Origin of the sequence: Janthinobacterium sp. 17J80-10 (genome assembly GCF_004114795.1) — a bacterium.
Classification (GTDB): domain Bacteria; phylum Pseudomonadota; class Gammaproteobacteria; order Burkholderiales; family Burkholderiaceae_D; genus Paucimonas.
The window spans coordinates 1,803,030-1,818,737 of sequence record NZ_CP035311.1; the positions used below are offsets into that span (position 1 = coordinate 1,803,030).

Consider the following 15,708-nt stretch of genomic DNA (forward strand, 5'->3'; position numbering starts at 1 on the left):
AATCCATTTGGCACTCACGAGAGGCACAACCATGGCAATTAATGACGACGATCTGGACCTGGCGAGGCAATCAGTTGAACGCCCAACTTCCAAAGAGCACGGCCGACGCGAATTTCTGAAGACGTCAGCTTTGTTCGGCGCCGCCGCAGCGGCAGGATCAGTTCTTGGAATCGGGTCAGCTTATGCACAGGCTGACAAAAACATCAAACTTACGCGAGGTAAAACCATGAAACAGCGGAAACTTGGAACGTTGCAGGTCTCGGAAATTGGCGCCGGCTGCATGAACATGAGCGGCAATTACAATGTGCCGGTGTCCAAGGATCAGGGCATTAAGACGATCCGGAAGGCATTCGAGAACGGCGTCACTTTCTTCGATACTGCAGAGGTTTACGGGCCGTACATCAATGAAGAACTGGTTGGTGAAGCGCTCCAGCCTTTCCGTGATCAAGTAAAGATCGCCACAAAGTTTGGCTTCGCCATTGACGGCACGATTGCAACAAATAGTCGCCCAGAACATATCCGCAAGGTCGTCGAAGAATCGCTGAAGCGCCTGCGCACCGATCACATCGACCTTTATTACCAGCACCGTATTGATCCAAACGTGCCGGTCGAAGAAGTCGCCGGAGCCATTAAAGATCTTATCCAACAAGGCAAAGTGCTGCATTTTGGCCTTTCAGAGGCGAGTGCGAAGTCGATCCGGCGCGCGCATGCGGTCCAGCCCGTATCTGCAGTCCAGTCGGAATACTCATTGTGGACTCGCAACGTTGAATTGAATGGCGTACTCGCCACTTGCAACGAGTTAGGCATTGGCTTTGTACCTTGGGCGCCTGTTGGTGAGGGATTCCTGACAGGGAAGATCGATACGAATACCAAGTTTGATCAGAAGAACGACTTCCGCGCAGGTTTCCCTCGGTTCTCAAAGGAATTCCTGCCGTTGAACATGCCGATCATCGAATGGATTAAAGCTTACGCAGCCAGGAAAGGCGCGACGCCATCGCAGATCTCGTTGGCATGGCTGCTGGCGAAAGGTTCCAATATCGTTCCGATCCCAGGCACACGAAGCGAGGACCATCTGCTCGAAAACCTCGGTGCCCGGCGCTTTCAGCTTACCGCAGCCGACGTGCAAGAGATCGAGACGTCGCTGTCCAAATTCCCGGTCTACGGAGACCGCATGGGCAAAGAACACATGAGCCAGATCGATTACACGGTCTAGTACAACAAGTCCAGTCATGCGGTTGGCCGGTTGATCCAGCCGTACCGGACGCAGGCCGCGATTTAACGTTATTGAGGGTAATCCTTGTGAAACACAGCAATTTATTCGAGCAATCGGCTCTGACGGCCGGTATCGTCCTTCGCAATCGTATCGTGATGGCACCGATGACAACATGGGCCAGCAACGACGATGGTACGGTCTCTGATGAGGAGGAGGCGTATTATCGTCGCCGGGCTAAAGACGTAGGTTTAGTCATTACCGGCTGCACGCACGTGCAGCCGAATGGCATCGGCTTCACGGGTGAGTTCGCCGCCCATGATGATCGATTTATCCCCAGCCTGAAGAGGCTCGCGACTGCGGCGAAAAGTGGCGGTGCGCCTGCTATTCTGCAAATCTTTCACGCCGGTGCGAAAACATTGCCGGCACTGGTCTCAGACGTCGTGGCGGCGAGCGCAGTTGAAGGCGAGGCTGGGCCGTTTGCGCCAGCCTTGGTTCCGCGCGCTCTTCGAGACGAGGAAATTCTGGAAGTTATTCAAGCATTCGCGGATGCGACGCGCAGGGCTATCGTTGCTGGCTTCGATGGCGTCGAACTTCATGGCGCACACGGTTTCTTGATCCAAAACTTCTTCTCCCCCCATTCCAACCGTCGCACGGACCGGTGGGGTGGTTCACTTGAAAACCGCATGCGGTTTCCTCTTGCTGTGGTCGAAGCGGTTAAAGGCGCAATTAAAGAACATGCTGACAGGCCGTTTGCACTCGGCTATAGAATTTCGGTTGAGGAGGGCGTTGACAATGGACTGCGGATCGCCGATTCGCTCCAGCTAATCAGCCGTCTTATTGCCAATGGAATCACCTATATTCATGCATCGCTCGGCAGTGCCTTGGATCAAAAACCTCTGCATGGCCCGTTTGGATCTCCGATCGTCAGCATCTTGCGCAACCACATTGACGGTCAAGTGCCCTTGATTGCGGCAGGACGCGTCAAGACGCCTGAACAAGCTACACAGGCCATTGAAATGGGGCTTTCACTTGTCGCTGTCGGTCAGAGTCTCGTCATCAATCCTGACTGGATGGCGCTTGCGCATGCGGGCCGCGACGGGGAGATTCACCATTCGATATCGATGGATCAGGTTTCTCGCGTCAGCATTCCTTCGAAGTTATGGGCCGTCATCGATGCAACGCCTGGATGGTTTGACGTCATTAAAAAGAAATCTGAACACCAAACAGAGTGAGTCCAAAATGAGCCCAACCTATGATTTGCAGGTCGAGTGGCGCTTGTAAAAGGGGCAAGTTCCGTAATCGGTCTGGCCGCTGCCCGACTTATTCCTGCATTCGCTTTGCCCGTGTACTGGGCGCTTGCCAGTGAAACCGCGGTCAGCCTTATGGGCTCAGATCGTGCGGGAAATGCGTTGTCATTGATCATTTTTGGATTCGTCTGCGCCACCGTGTTCGGCATACCGATCGGTGCATTGATCGCCCGCTTTGATGGCAGCGACGCCTTGTTCAGCCTCGGCTAGCGCAATTCCTTTTTCTATCCAACTTCGCTTTAGTTTTGCTGAAAGTTTTTTGAATTCGTATTCGGCCTTGGAGGCAATGGATCGGTTCGGATAGCGTACGGCCAGCAGCAAATCACGCGGCTTGTGTGCTCTTGTGTACTTTGCTCCCTTTCCAGATGCATGTGCCTGGAAGCGGCTTTCCACATTGGTCGCAATGCCGGTATAAATGCTTCCGTCATCGCATTCGATCATATAAAGAAACCAGGGAGTCTGTGCCGTTTGGATCATCAGCCGATTTTACCCCACCGCGAAGCTAAACCTTCGGCGGGAACTAACTAACGCGCGATTGTTTCCGATCCAAAGCAGACGATCGCCGCAGCCGTTCTATATACTATTCAGTCACCGTTGAATGTAAAAACATCATGCAATTAGCCACGTTAGAAAAGCAGTTAAATTTTCTAAGAGAAATCGACCGACTGAAGAGCGTTATACGGCAATCACCGCTGCTTGACAGAAGTCGGAAAGAAAATTCTGCAGAGCATTCCTGGCACTTGGCGATGTATGCCTTGTTACTCAATGAGTATGCCAGTGGGCCTGTGAATACACATCGGGTTATACAGATGCTTTTGCTGCATGACGTCGTCGAGATAGACGTCGGCGATTTTCCCATCCATGGTGGGTTTTCAAGCGAAGTGCAGGCTGAACAAGAATCCAGGGCAGCGGCGCGATTGTTTGGCTTATTGCCACAGCAACAAGGCGACGAACTTCTGGCTTTATGGCAGGAATTTGAGCGTGCAGAGACAGAGGATGCGAAGTTTGCGAAGGCGCTCGACCGCTTTCAACCGCTCCTTGTCAATGTATTCACCGGTGGCGGAACCTGGACAGAAAACAGCGTTTCACTTGAACAGGTCTTCTCCCGCTATGGGCCCGTTATTGAAAGAGGGGCGCCGCTGCTATGGACCGTATGCGAGCAATGGGTAACCCAACATTTTGCAACGCAGGCTTAATCCTCGGTTTCTTCCGGGGTGAAGCTCCACCTGGGGCTGAGAAGCAACGCCGCCACCGAGGCAATCGCAACGGCGACTGACAGCCACAGCGTGATCGGTGCATCCGCAATGCGTTGCGGATAGATCTTGAGGACGGCACCTAAACCGACCGTATTGCCGCCAGCAACCAGGACAGCCGCTGCATAGTCATGAAATCGGCGCGCTTTATTGGCGCCCATGGCCCATTTGGGATGCGTGTTGTAACTCGGCAGGCTTTCATGCGCATTATCCAGGCGCTCCAGCGCCGACATGAACCGGCGAAGATTGGTGATGGCGCGCTCGGCTTTGAAGTTGAGAAACGCCAGGCACACGGATGCGACTGGAAAACCCAGTAGCAGCCATTCAACGGGAACAGCGCTTTTGCCTTCGCTTGGCTTGAGCGCAACCAGGGCAGCCAGCAGGCTGACCACCAGGGTGACGTACAAGGCCAGCGCATGCTGGCGTTGATTGATCCGCGCGTTGACTTCCTGACTCGCTGCGATGAAGCGGTAGTTTGCATCAACTGAGGATTTGTGTGCCATCTGCCGGATACACGCAAGTTCAGGCGGCCAGGCGCGCTGTCGTGCGGCAGCCATCCAGAAGGAAGGACAGGTCCAGCACCAGTACCAGTTCGCCCTCGGCGGAACGTGCCGTGCCGGTGATGCCGGACACGCTCATCGCGGTCAATGGCTTGATCACCATTTCTGCAGTGCCTTCGACCCGGTCCACCGCCAGGATATAGGGCTGCGGTGCGGCAATGACGATGCCGATGCGCTCTTCGGATTTTTCGTAACCCAGTGTCTGGCCGAGCGAGCGCACTGGCAGCGGCCGGCCCTGGTCACGCATGACCGGGGCGCCGCCGACGGCTTCGAATTCAGCGGGTAACTGCACCACGCGTTCCACCACGCTCATCGGGATCGCCAGCGCCGCGCCGGCCGTGCGCACCAGCATGGTCGGCACGATCGACAGTTCGATCGGCAGGCGGATCGAGAAGCAGGTCCCGGCGCCCAGGGTAGAGTCGATGGTGATGGCGCCGCGATGCTTTTCCACCGCGGTTTTTACCACGTCCATGCCGACGCCGCGGCCCGAGACGCTGGAGGCAACCTCCTTGGTGGAAAATCCGGGCAGAAATACCAGTTGCAGCGCCTCTTCGACGGTTTGCGCCGCCGAGTCACTGATCAGGCCCTTGGCCAGCGCCTTGGCGCGCAGTACTTGCGCATCCATGCCCTTGCCATCGTCGCCAATCTGGATCATGACACTGTTGGCTTGCTGCCAGGCCTTGAGCAAGATGGTCGCCTTGGCTGGCTTGCCCGCGGCAACGCGCGCGTCGGCGTTTTCAATGCCATGATCGAGCGAGTTGCGCAGCATGTGGACCAGCGGGTCGTACAGGCTGTCGACCACGACCCGGTCGACTTCGGTTTCAGCGCCTTCAATGACCAATTCCACTTCCTTGCCCAGGTCGCGCGCCAGTTCGCGCACCATGCGGGGGAACTTCTGGAACAGGCGGCCGACCGGCTGCATGCGGGTCGAAAGGGTGGCGCGCTGCAATTCCGTCGAGTAGCGCGATGCTCGTCCCAGGGTTTCCGCCAGGGTCGTCATCAGGCTGGCGGCATCGCCTTCGAACTTGAATTGCATGAGTTTTTCGAGCAGCACGCTGGCCTGGTTGGCTGCCTGCACGGATTCGCCTGCCACTTCCAGGAGCGCATCGAGCTTGACTGCATCAATGCGGATGCTTTCATCCTTGGCCGAGGTCTGCTTGCCTTCGGCTGCGGCGGCTGGCTTTGCGGTCCGGCCTGCGGCGGCCGGGCTGGCAGCCGGCGCTGAGGCGCCGGCGTCGGCGAAAGTTGCCGGTGCCGCTGGCGCGGCGGGGCGCTGTGCGGCCAGTTCAGCGGGCACTACGGCGTAATAAAGCGCTTCCCAGTCCGGGCCATCGGCGGGCGCGTCGGCTGCGGCGGCGCCTGCATCCGCCGGAACGCTCGCCTGCGGCGCGCTTGCTGGCGCGGCGCTCCTGGCGGCGGGTGTGGCGCCGGCCTTGCCTTCGATGGCCTGGTTGAGCAAATCCTTGAGATCTTCCGGCATGCCCGAAAGCGCGGCCGGCTCGGTGCCGTTGGACAGCGCCTGCAGCTGGTCGGCGACAAAGCCGCTGGCTTGCAGCGCCGCTTCGATCGCCAGCGGCGTGACCGGCACCTTGCCGGTGCGCAGGCCGTCGAACAGGTTTTCAGTCAGGTGGCAGGCGGCAACCATTGCCGGCAGGTTCATGAAGCCGGCGCCGCCCTTGATCGTATGGAAGGAACGGAACAGGGCGTTCAGCGTGTCGGCATCGTCGGGATGCTTTTCCAGGCTGAGCAGGTGTTCTTCCACGTTCGTCGCAAGGTCAAGCGCCTCGACGACGAACTCCTTGAGCATTTCATCCATCAGAAGCCGAGACCTTCCAGCAGGCTATCCACGTCGTCTTGGCCCAGTGCGCTGGTGGACGGGCCCTGCATGAGCGATTCCGGCGCTTCCTTCAGGCTCTGCACGACTTCGGGGGGCGCATTGTCCAGCAAAAGTTGGGCGAGCTCGTTCTCGACCTTTTGCGTGACGGCGACAATTTTCTTGATCAACTGGCCAGTAATGTCCTGGAAGTCCTGCGCCATCATGATGTCGAGCAGGCGCGCCTTTTCGGTTTCGGTGGCGCTGGCGACCTGCAGGGCAAATTCTTTTGAATCGGTGGCCAGCAGGCGGAATTCTTCCACGCTCAGCTTGCCTTCAAACAGGCTGGTCCAGCGGCTATCCATCGCCTGTGCGCTTTTCAGCACGGCTTCCTGCTCCGGGATGCCCTGGTCGATCGTGTTGAGGACGCGGTTGGCGGCCTGTTCGGTCAGCGAGGCGATGTGCTCCAGGCGCCCCTGGGCATCGGTGATCTGCGAGGCGACGTCGGACAGGGTGCGGTCGTAACCGAGTTCGCGCAGCGAGTCATGCAGCAGGCGCACGATGCCGCCGAGGCGTTCGTACATTGGCTTGGCTTGCTGGTCCTGGCTATCGTAAATGTCCGACGCCAGCTTGCCATCGATCTCCGCCGGCGGGGCTGGCACGGCTTGCGTCACCACATTTGCCTGGGCGCGTTGCGCCGACACTTCTTCAAAGAGTGCGTCAAGGTCGTCAGTCATAGCAAGTGCTTCTCCAGTGTGCGGGGAGCCGTCCAGCAGGCCAGTCGGCCAGACGGCAATATATCGTCGATTATTGCGTTGATTACTGGCAATAATACCGAAGAATTTCTCGGCATGGGCAAAGGAATTGTCAAATCGTCGCAAATGCGCAAGGCATCCGCGATCATGTTGCCGAATTGACTGGTGCATGGGTTCAAGCGTAGACTTGCGGGGTTTTGGTGCCCGCGCGTCTTTCCTGGCGCGCAGTTAAACGGGAAACACGATGCCTTGTTGATTCGCGCTGTATCCAGGCGACTCCAGGCGGCGTGTGCTGCCCCCGCAACGGTAAGCAAGCGTACGGCAATGCCGTACTGGCTGTGTCTCGATACCACTGTGCTCGTCTGGCATGGGAAGGTGGCACGGTTTGTCTTGTCAGCCCGGATACCGGCCAGAACAGGTGAAAGTGCTGCGAACGGGGAATTTCGCGAACTCGAAATGACTCTGCTGCACCGTTGGCAACCTCATTCCGTTTTTCGTTTTCCTCCCCCGTTTCCGACTTTTGTTAAGCCCAGCCTGCGGGGACGCCGGCCGGGAGCTTTTCTTGAAAACGAAATCATGTCCAAGCATAGTCATTCCCGCCCAGCCAGGGCGGCCTCCATTAATTCCTTGCCGGCGTTTGGCCGATTGCAGCCCGTTGCGGCTTTGTTGCCGCTCCTGTTTGCCAATAACCTGTATGCCCAGCAGGCGTTAGCCCCGGTCGTGGTTACCGCGACACGCTTTCAGTCCGATGCGGCAAATGCGCCAATTGCTGCCCAGGTCATCACTGCAGATGAAATACGCAACAGTTCGGCCACCACGGTTTCCGAGGTGCTCAGCAAGGTCGGCGGGGTGCATACCCGCATCAACTTCACCGGTGTGTCGGACCTGCCTCTGGATCTGCGCGGCTTCGGCATGTCAGGCGACCAAAACACCCTGGTCCTGCTGAACGGCCAGCGCATTTCCGAGAACGAGGGTGCTGCGGCCCGTCTGTCGGCAATTCCCCTCGACTCCATCGAACGCATTGAAATCCTGCGCGGCAGCGGCGCCGTGCTGTACGGCGGCGGGGCGACGGGCGGCACCATCAATATCATCACGCGGTCGCCGGTGATTGACGGTGTGGCGGGCAATGTCAAGGTATTGGCCGGCAGCCACAAGCTGCGGGAATCGCGCGGCGGGGTGCAAGCCGGCAATGGCCAGTGGGGGCTGAGCTTGAATGCGCAGCATTACGAGAATGATAACTACCGCGCCAACAACCGGGCAGAACAGCAGGCTGTCAGCGGCGAATTGCGTTTCGGCGGGCGTGACGAATTCATTGCATTCAATTTCAGTGCCGATGACCAGAAAACCCGCTTGCCTGGCGCACGTACCGAGGCGCAGCTCGCCACTGATCCGCGCGGGGCGTCGACACCGGATGATTACTTGAACAGCGATAGCCAGGTGTTTTCCCTTCGCGGGGAAAAACGCCTGGGCGACGTGACTCTCGCCATCGACATCGGGCGGCGCAACAAGGATACGCGCCTATTCAACAGTGCCGCCTGGGGGACAAGCCAGATGGATACGGATGTGGATGTCACGACGGTGTCCCCGCGCCTGTTGTGGAAGACCCGCCTGGCCGGCATGGATAACCGCCTGACGGTGGGCCTGGACTGGAGCGAATGGACGTATGTGAACAAATCCGTCGGCACCGGTTTCATGTCCAGCCTTGACGAGTCTGGCAGCCAGGATAACCGCGCGATCTATTTCCGCGACGAATTGACGCTGTCGACCGGCACGCGCCTCAGCATTGGCGCGCGCCGCGAAAATGTGACCCAGGAGCATGCGGAAAGCATCGTGCCGCGCCCAAGCTCGACTGTCGAACACCATTTGTCTGCCCATGAGCTGGCGGTACAGCAGGAACTGGGTGCAGGGTACTCCGCCTATGGACGCGTGGGCCGGAGTTTCCGCGTCGCGAACATCGACGAGAATCGCTGCTGGTTCGCGCCATGTCCGCCCCTGCTCATGCCGCAACGCTCCAGCGATCGCGAACTGGGCCTGGAGTGGAGCGGCAAGGGCGCAAGCCTGCGGGCCGGGCTGTTCGAAATGGATATCAGCGATGAAATCCACTACAACTCCCTTACCTTTACCAACATGAACCTGTCGCCAACGCGGCGTCGCGGCCTTGAACTGGAAGGCAAGCTGCCTGTCGGTAAAGCGGTGGACCTGTCGGCGCGTTACACCCGGACCCAGGCACGCTTTCGTCAAGGCGTCTATGGCGGCGTCAATGTTGCGGGCAATGATGTCCCGCTGGTACCCAAGGATCGCGTCAGCCTGAACCTCGGCTGGCAGGCGGCGGCGGCAACGCGCCTGACGGTGCATGTCAATTATGTCGGCAGCCAGCGCTACGACAATGACCAGGCCAACCTCTTCCGCAACATGCCAGCCTACACGGTGACCGACATCAAGGTCAGCCATGACCTGGGCGCATGGCGGCTGGCCGCGGGCATCAATAACCTGTTCGACAAGGCATATTATTCGTATGGAATCGTCAACGGTACCTATACTTCGTTTAATGCCTATCCGGAAGTGCGGCGCAATGGTTATGTAAGCGCGGAGTATCGTTTCTGAATCGTGCCGTGGCGCCATCGTCCTGCCTGCACGGAGACGTTGGCGCCACGGCATTTTCCCGTCACCATGAATAAATTGGTTTCCAGTCTGCTTCTGTCGACAATGGTATTGCTGCCGTTGACGGGCGTGGCCGAGCCTGCCAGGCGGATTGTCTCGCTCGACCTGTGCACCGACTGGATGCTGGCGCGGTATGCCGATCCCGCAAGGGTCGCAGCCCTGTCGCCGCTGAATCGGCAATATGCAGCTCCCTGGCCGGACGCCGGCTGGCCGGTGCATGACGGTACCCTGGAGCGGATACTCCAGCTCAAGCCCGACCTCGTCGTCACTGGTGAATATAATGCCCTGCTGTTGCGCGGGCGCTTGCAAACGCTTGGCGTGAAAGTCGAGATACTGCCATTGCCGAAAAGCCTGAAGGACGTCACCGCCTATGAAAAACGCTTGCTGGAATTGCTCGACATTCCCGCCGACAGGGCCAGCCAGGCTGTGCCGGCACCGAGTCAGGCTGGCCCGAGCAAGCGCCTGCTGCTCCTTGGCCCCAATGGCATCGGCACCGGACAATCGACGTTCGAAAACGACATCCTGGAGCGCGCCGGCTGGACAAACTATTTGCGCGGCGAAGGCTATATCCGGCTCGACCTCGAACGCATCGTCGCCGATCCGCCGGATGCGATCCTGGCGTCCACCTCCGCCAGCAGGGCGCTGGCCAGCAGGTTCGCGGAACATCCGGTCCTGCAGCGCGCCGTTCCCCGAGAGCACTGGCTCACCACCGATTACTGGCGCTGGCAATGTCCCGGTCCCTGGACCTGGGATCTGGTACGGCAATTGCATCAATGGCTAAACTGATCAATCCCTTTTTTATTGCATTGCTGCTGTTGACGGCAATGCTCTCTCTGGCAACGGGCTCGACCCCGGTGCCGGTGCTGTCCGGGCTGTTCGACTGGATCACGGCGCAGGAAAGCGCCGGCGCCATCATCGTCGGCGAGATCCGCCTGCCGCGCACGCTGCTGGCAATCGCCGTAGGCGCCGCACTGGGCATGAGCGGGGCGGCATTGCAGGGCCTGCTGCGCAACCCGCTGGCCGACCCCGGCCTGACGGGCGCCAGCCAGGGGGCGGCGCTGGGCGCGGCCGGGGTGTTTTATTTCGGCCTGTTTCCGGGTGCGGGCGCGGTCGCGCCGGCGATTGCCGGCCTGATCGGCGCAGGCTTGGCGCTGGCGCTGATGCTTGGCCTCGCAGGCTCATCCAGGCCGTCCATGGTCATCATGGCCGGCCTGGCGATTTCGACGCTGACCGGCGCGGCGCTGGCCGCGGTGCTGAATTTTGCCCCCAATCCCTATGCCATGCAGGAGCTGGTGTTCTGGTTGCTGGGCTCGGTTTCGGAGCGCGGTCTCGACAGCCTGTGGCTGCTGTTGCCGGCCTTGCTGGTTGGGGGTGTCCTGATCTGGCGCCAGCGCCGCCTGCTTTACGGGCTCAGTCTCGGCGAACAGGTGGCCGAGAGCATGGGCCTTGCCAGCAGTCGCGGCAGCCGGCTCGTCGTCCTCGGGGCGGCCCTCCTGGTCGGCGCCTCGGTATCGGTTGCGGGCAGCATCGGCTTTGTCGGCCTGCTGGTGCCGCACCTTGTCCGCCCCCTGGTGGGCCATCGCCCTGATCGCCTGTTGCTGCCTTCGGCCCTGGCAGGCGCCTCGCTCGTCTGTCTGGCCGATATCTGCGTGCGCCTGCTGCCGCCAGGCCGGGATCTCAAGCTGGGCGTGTTGACTTCCCTGATCGGCGCGCCGTTTTTCATCTGGCTTGTATGGAAGGACCGCAAACGATGGCTCTGATCAGCGTTCGCCAGTTGCATGTCGAGGGCCGCGTCGCCGAGGTTTCCTTTGCCCTCGAGCGGGGCGAGATGCTTGGGGTCATCGGCCCCAACGGCTCGGGAAAATCGACCTTGCTGCAAACTCTGGCCGGCATTCTGCCGGTGCAGGGCGACATCGTGTTCGAGGGGCATGCGCTCGGCGCGATATCGCCGCGTCACCGGGCCCAGGGCATCGGCCTGTTGCCGCAGTCTTGCGAGAGCGCGTGGTCATTGAGCGTGGAAGATGTCGTGGCGCTCGGGCGCCTGGCCTGGGACGACGAGGATGCCGCTGCAATCGAGGCGGCCATCGATCAGGCCGGGGTGCGCGAGTTGCTCGGCAGGAAAGTGGATCAGCTTTCCGGTGGCGAGCGCGCGCGCGTCTGGCTGGCCCGCGTTCTGGCAGGCCAGCCCCGCCTGTTGCTGGCCGATGAGCCGATTGCCAGCCTCGACCTGTTTTATCAGCGCAGTGTCATGAATGTGCTGCGGCACTATGCCAGCGCAGGGCAGGGCGTCATCGTGGCCATTCATGATCTCGGCCTTGCGGCACGTTATTGCGACAAGCTTTGCCTCATGCAGCGCGGCAGGGTTTACGCGTCGGGCACACCGGAGGCCGTGCTGACGGAAGCGAATTTGTCGGAGGTTTTCAAGGTTCCGGTCCATGTGGATTTGCATTCCACGCCGCCGGTGATCGCAGCAATGTGAAAGGATGCGCTTCCATGAGACCCGGCAAGAATCTGGATGAACTGTGTTATCCCTTCATTTACGAGACATCGTCCCTGTGTGATTTCGAGGTGGTCACGGATGAACTTTGCGGGCATATCGGCGCCGTGCTGTCGCTGCTGCCGGCGGAGATGACGGACATCGCCCGGGACCTGGACCACCTGCAACCCCTGGCATTTCACGTCAATGGCTCCATTCGCGGGCGTCTCGCCATAGACGAGGCTGACCTGGCGTGGCTGCAGGGTCGCCTCGCCCATTACCGCAGCGAGATCGGTGAACGGATCAATGGTTTCGTGCTGCCGCGCGGCGCCGTGCCGGTGCCGCAATTGCATCTGGCCCGGTCGGCGGCAAAAAAAGCGATCCGCCTGTTGGTACGGGTGGAACAGGAAGGAAAAATCGTACCGATGGTGTTGCCCAGAATGTGCAACATGATGTGCAATTTCTTCTTTACCCTGACACTGGTGATCAACCAGCGACGCGGCTTCACGGAAATTCCCTTCGTCAGCAAAAGCTATGGGTAATCTTCAGGTCAGTTGATAGTCCACCGGTACAAGGGAACGCAGGGAACTTTCCTCTCCCAGAGATTCCCGCAGATTGATTTCAATGGCGCGGCAGATCGCATCAAGCGGCAGGTCGTTGGCTGAAACCCCGAACGGTTCTTCAATTTCATCGCCAAGCGCATCCAGGCCGAAAAACGTGTAGGCAACGATGCCGACGACAAACGGCGTCATGAAGCCGATCAAGTCCACCAGCCCGAAGGGCAGCAGGAAGCAATACAGGTATGCGGTGCGGTGCAGCAGCAGCGTGTATGAAAAAGGGATGGGCGTATTCCTGATCCGTTCGCACGAAGCCGCGGCTGACACCAGCGCCGACATCGTGGCATCGATCGCGGCGACCAGGCAGCTGTCGATGCGGCCGTCATCGATGCAGCGCCGCAGGTCTTCGCCCATGCGGTTCATCAGGAAGTTGGGTTTGTTGGATGCCTTCGCAAGCAGCCGCCACTCGTCTTTTTCCAGCAAGTGCTGCAATTCAGCGGTGCTGTCCGAGTCGCGCAGATGGTGGCGCAGCGCGTGCGCAAAGGCGATGGCACGGTGGATCATGCGCGTGCGGAGATCCGTCGAGCCAGGCGGTTGCAGTGATGCGGGGCCGATCAGGCTGAGGCACTGACGCGCAAAGTTGTTACTTCTAAGGACCACTTCACCCCAGAGCTTGCGTCCCTCCCAGTAGCGGTCGTACGCTGAATTGTTGCGAAAGCCGAGGAAGATTGCCAGCGGCAAGCCGATCAGGGTAAAGGGAATCGTGGTCAGCGTGATCTTGTGGTGCAGGAGCGCGCCATCGGTGTATGTCACCAGGATGGCGAGGAGGGTGGTCACTGCCAGGCTCTTCCAGATCCGCGACAGGATCGATCCCCGCATCGTCAGAAACAGCCGCAGGCCTGAAGGCCGGTCACGCACGATCATGGCTGGACCTCATGATCAGTAAAACACAACAGCAAATGAAACGGTGGTGCACAAAGCCTCGTTGTCTGGAGGATAAAAGATAAAGCTGCATTCAAACAAAGCCGATTTTACGGTTTTATTGAAGAGGCAGCTTTTTTGCTCGGGTGTTAGCCGGGGCGCGCAATCCGGTTTTTGTCGATGACAGTAAGCGGTTTTGCAATTGTGCGCGGTGGAATTGCAAATGACCAATTCTCGATTGTTATGGCACTTATGCCTTTCGTGAATATTGGACGCCTGGTGCCGATACAAATGTAAAACGCCCCGGCAAGCCGGGGCGTTTTGCATGTCAAGCTCTGCCTGAAGGCGATTACTGCTTGCGTTGCCGAGCAAAACCCAAGCCCAGCAAGCCCAGGCCAAAAATTGCGAGCGTCACCGGTTCCGGTACGTTGTTCTGCGCGCTGGTATCTACGTAAGTTGTGTAGCCAAGGGCGTAATTGCCGCCATAGTTATAGCCGTTATAGCCGACTTGGGGCCAGTTAAGGTAGAGGTCGCCGACGGCGTTGGTATAGGTGCCCTGCAGCGAGCCTGCGAGGTTCAGCACATCGATGACGAAGGTATCGCCGGCGTTGACAAAAATATTGTAAGCACTGAGGTTAATGACCGAACCGTTGACAGCAGCACCGGTAATGTCCGCAACCCAGGGGCCGGAATAAAAGCCGCTACCCAGGCCAATCCGGACCTGTCCCGTGCCCGAGCCATAGAGCGTCACGCCAGTCAATTGCCCAGTCAGGCCGGCAGTGATGGATTGCTGCCATTCACAGTTACCAGTGCAGTAACTCACATAGAGAGGCGTATTGTTTTGTTGGTCGATCACGGCAACTGCATGCGCGTTGGTGGCGACAAAGAACAGGGTTGCCAGGCTTAAAGCAGCCGATTGAGTAATCCTGGAAAAAAACATTTTCATGTTTGAAGACTTCATTTTTGCTTTCCTTGATAGTGAGCGTTACTGTGAATTCAAATGAGCAGGAAGTTGAATTTCTTTTCTCATTGTTTCTATCTGTCAACAAGCACTAATTGTGCCTGCAGGAAATTATTGTTTTAAATCAATCATCTATATATTTTTGTTTGCCTGACGATTCGGCTGGTGTAAAGTTTTTCGACACTTATTTCAAGGCAGGGCGCTGGGGTTGATCCTGCTGGGGGCGGGTGCTAGCCTATAATTGGATCATTTCCACGTACGGTGTTGCACCATGCGCTACTGGCAGCTCGACCGCCCCACGCCCAAGGGGCAACTTGACCTTTCCCGTGCCACCAGGCTAGTAGCGGCAATCGGTTCTGCCGATGCAACTTCGTTTGCTGCCGAGGTACTTAATTCGCTGGGAGACGCTGCAAAAATTTCGCAGTGCACCATTTTTGCTTATGAATTTGGCAATCGCCCCCGCACAGTGTCCGTCGCGGACCGCAGGGGAGGGCGTTTTCTGCGCGATGTCGCCGATGTTTATTCCAAACTTTTTTATGTCCTCGATGGCAATCAGGGGATCGTTTCGAGCGCGCCGGCGGCAAAGCCCGGCGGGGCAATCGTGATGCACCAGCAGGCCAGCAAGGATATTGCACACGAAGGCTATCGCCTGGCTTGTTACAGCGACCCCAAGGTCTGCGACAGGCTGTCGTTGCTGGTGCAGCCGGCCAATGACATCTGGCTCTCGGTTAACCTTTACCGGGATAGCGCCTATGCCAATTTTCAGCCAGGCGAGATTGCGCTGGTCGAGGCGCTGGCGCCGTTTATCGGGCATGCAGCCAGACACCACTATGCATTGCACGGTCAGAGCCAGTCGGGTATCCCCCAGCTGATGCTGGCACGCTTGCGTAACTTGTGCCCGACGCTGGCCAAACGCGAACTCGATGTGATCCGTGGCGTGCTGGAAGGGCGCACCGCGGCCGAAATTGCCGAGGTTTTGGGCATCAAGCCGGCAAGCGTCATCACCTATCAGAAACGCGCCTACCAGCGCCTGGGCATTTCAAGCCAGCGCCAGCTTTTCGCGCTTTGCCTCTCGACTGAAAAAGTCTGAATTGCCTTTCTGTTGTACCCAAAATGGGGACAGCAGGAGGATCGCAGCTTCCTATACTCATCGCTTATGTATTTTGCCGCCCATGCTTGGTGGGCGGTCAAATCCATCGCGCCGACAACAATAATAAGCGGCGATGACTGG

At 58.7% G+C, this 15,708-nt stretch carries 15 protein-coding genes and 1 riboswitch; of the genes, 9 read left to right on the forward strand and 6 right to left on the reverse strand.

The window, feature by feature from the left end; genetic code table 11:
• Positions 1-226 precede the first annotated feature (226 nt).
• Together EKL02_RS08215 and EKL02_RS08220 are read left to right on the forward strand one after the other, a co-directional pair.
• Positions 227-1,213, forward strand: coding sequence for an aldo/keto reductase (locus EKL02_RS08215; RefSeq protein WP_128903434.1), 987 nt, complete (start codon positions 227-229; stop codon positions 1,211-1,213).
• A gap of 86 nt (positions 1,214-1,299) precedes the next feature.
• Positions 1,300-2,445 (forward strand): NADH-dependent flavin oxidoreductase, encoded by a 1,146-nt coding sequence (locus tag EKL02_RS08220; RefSeq protein WP_128901598.1) that lies wholly within the window; start codon positions 1,300-1,302, stop codon positions 2,443-2,445.
• Positions 2,446-2,625: 180 nt separating this feature from the next.
• Here EKL02_RS08220 and EKL02_RS08225 read toward each other — a convergent pair whose 3' ends face one another.
• Positions 2,626-2,997 carry a GIY-YIG nuclease family protein gene (locus tag EKL02_RS08225; protein ID WP_128901599.1) on the reverse strand — a complete coding sequence of 124 codons (372 nt, stop codon included), beginning with the start codon at positions 2,995-2,997 and terminating at the stop codon, positions 2,626-2,628.
• 134 nt (positions 2,998-3,131) lie between these two features.
• Here EKL02_RS08225 and EKL02_RS08230 point away from each other — a divergent pair, with 134 nt between their 5' ends.
• Positions 3,132-3,716 (forward strand): HD domain-containing protein, encoded by a 585-nt coding sequence (locus tag EKL02_RS08230; RefSeq protein ID WP_128901600.1) that lies wholly within the window; start codon positions 3,132-3,134, stop codon positions 3,714-3,716.
• Here EKL02_RS08230 and EKL02_RS08235 read toward each other — a convergent pair.
• From EKL02_RS08235 to EKL02_RS08245, 3 genes are read right to left on the reverse strand one after another with little or no spacing between them, the layout of a single operon-like run.
• A complete protein-coding gene (locus EKL02_RS08235) occupies positions 3,713-4,276 on the reverse strand; it encodes a hypothetical protein (protein ID WP_128901601.1) in 564 nt (187 codons plus the stop codon). The genes EKL02_RS08230 and EKL02_RS08235 overlap by 4 nt on opposite strands.
• Positions 4,277-4,295: 19 nt before the next feature.
• A complete protein-coding gene (locus EKL02_RS08240; RefSeq protein ID WP_206732469.1) occupies positions 4,296-6,149 on the reverse strand; it encodes a chemotaxis protein CheA in 1,854 nt (617 codons plus the stop codon).
• On the reverse strand, positions 6,149-6,883 hold the full coding sequence (locus EKL02_RS08245) for a protein phosphatase CheZ (RefSeq protein ID WP_128901603.1): 735 nt from the start codon (positions 6,881-6,883) through the stop codon (positions 6,149-6,151). The genes EKL02_RS08240 and EKL02_RS08245 overlap by 1 nt, the downstream gene beginning before the upstream one ends.
• A gap of 199 nt (positions 6,884-7,082) precedes the next feature.
• Positions 7,083-7,330: riboswitch (cobalamin riboswitch) on the forward strand.
• A 147-nt stretch (positions 7,331-7,477) separates the two neighbouring features.
• On the opposite strand from EKL02_RS08245, the gene EKL02_RS08250 reads away from it, so the two are divergent.
• The 5 genes from EKL02_RS08250 (at position 7,478) to EKL02_RS08270 (ending at position 12,580) form a co-directional block, all read left to right on the forward strand.
• Complete coding sequence (locus EKL02_RS08250; protein WP_164931986.1) at positions 7,478-9,505, forward strand: TonB-dependent receptor; 2,028 nt, start codon at positions 7,478-7,480, stop codon at positions 9,503-9,505.
• Positions 9,506-9,571: 66 nt separating this feature from the next.
• Positions 9,572-10,348, forward strand: a complete 777-nt coding sequence (locus EKL02_RS08255) for an ABC transporter substrate-binding protein (protein ID WP_128901605.1) — start codon at positions 9,572-9,574, stop codon at positions 10,346-10,348.
• A complete protein-coding gene (locus EKL02_RS08260; RefSeq protein WP_128901606.1) occupies positions 10,336-11,322 on the forward strand; it encodes an iron ABC transporter permease in 987 nt (328 codons plus the stop codon). Before EKL02_RS08255 ends, EKL02_RS08260 begins: the two co-directional genes overlap by 13 nt.
• A complete protein-coding gene (locus tag EKL02_RS08265; protein ID WP_128901607.1) occupies positions 11,313-12,041 on the forward strand; it encodes an ABC transporter ATP-binding protein in 729 nt (242 codons plus the stop codon). Before EKL02_RS08260 ends, EKL02_RS08265 begins: the two co-directional genes overlap by 10 nt.
• A gap of 14 nt (positions 12,042-12,055) precedes the next feature.
• Positions 12,056-12,580, forward strand: a complete 525-nt coding sequence (locus EKL02_RS08270; RefSeq protein ID WP_128901608.1) for an ATP--cob(I)alamin adenosyltransferase — start codon at positions 12,056-12,058, stop codon at positions 12,578-12,580.
• 3 nt (positions 12,581-12,583) lie between these two features.
• On the opposite strand, the gene EKL02_RS08275 is transcribed toward EKL02_RS08270, so the two are convergent.
• On the reverse strand, positions 12,584-13,519 hold the full coding sequence (locus EKL02_RS08275) for a bestrophin family protein (protein ID WP_128901609.1): 936 nt from the start codon (positions 13,517-13,519) through the stop codon (positions 12,584-12,586).
• A gap of 346 nt (positions 13,520-13,865) precedes the next feature.
• Complete coding sequence (locus EKL02_RS08280) at positions 13,866-14,477, reverse strand: PEP-CTERM sorting domain-containing protein (protein ID WP_128901610.1); 612 nt, start codon at positions 14,475-14,477, stop codon at positions 13,866-13,868.
• Between the two features lie 271 nt (positions 14,478-14,748).
• Between EKL02_RS08280 and EKL02_RS08285 the strand changes: the two genes are divergently transcribed.
• Complete coding sequence (locus EKL02_RS08285; RefSeq protein WP_128901611.1) at positions 14,749-15,567, forward strand: helix-turn-helix transcriptional regulator; 819 nt, start codon at positions 14,749-14,751, stop codon at positions 15,565-15,567.
• The last annotated feature ends 141 nt before the right edge of the window (positions 15,568-15,708 follow it).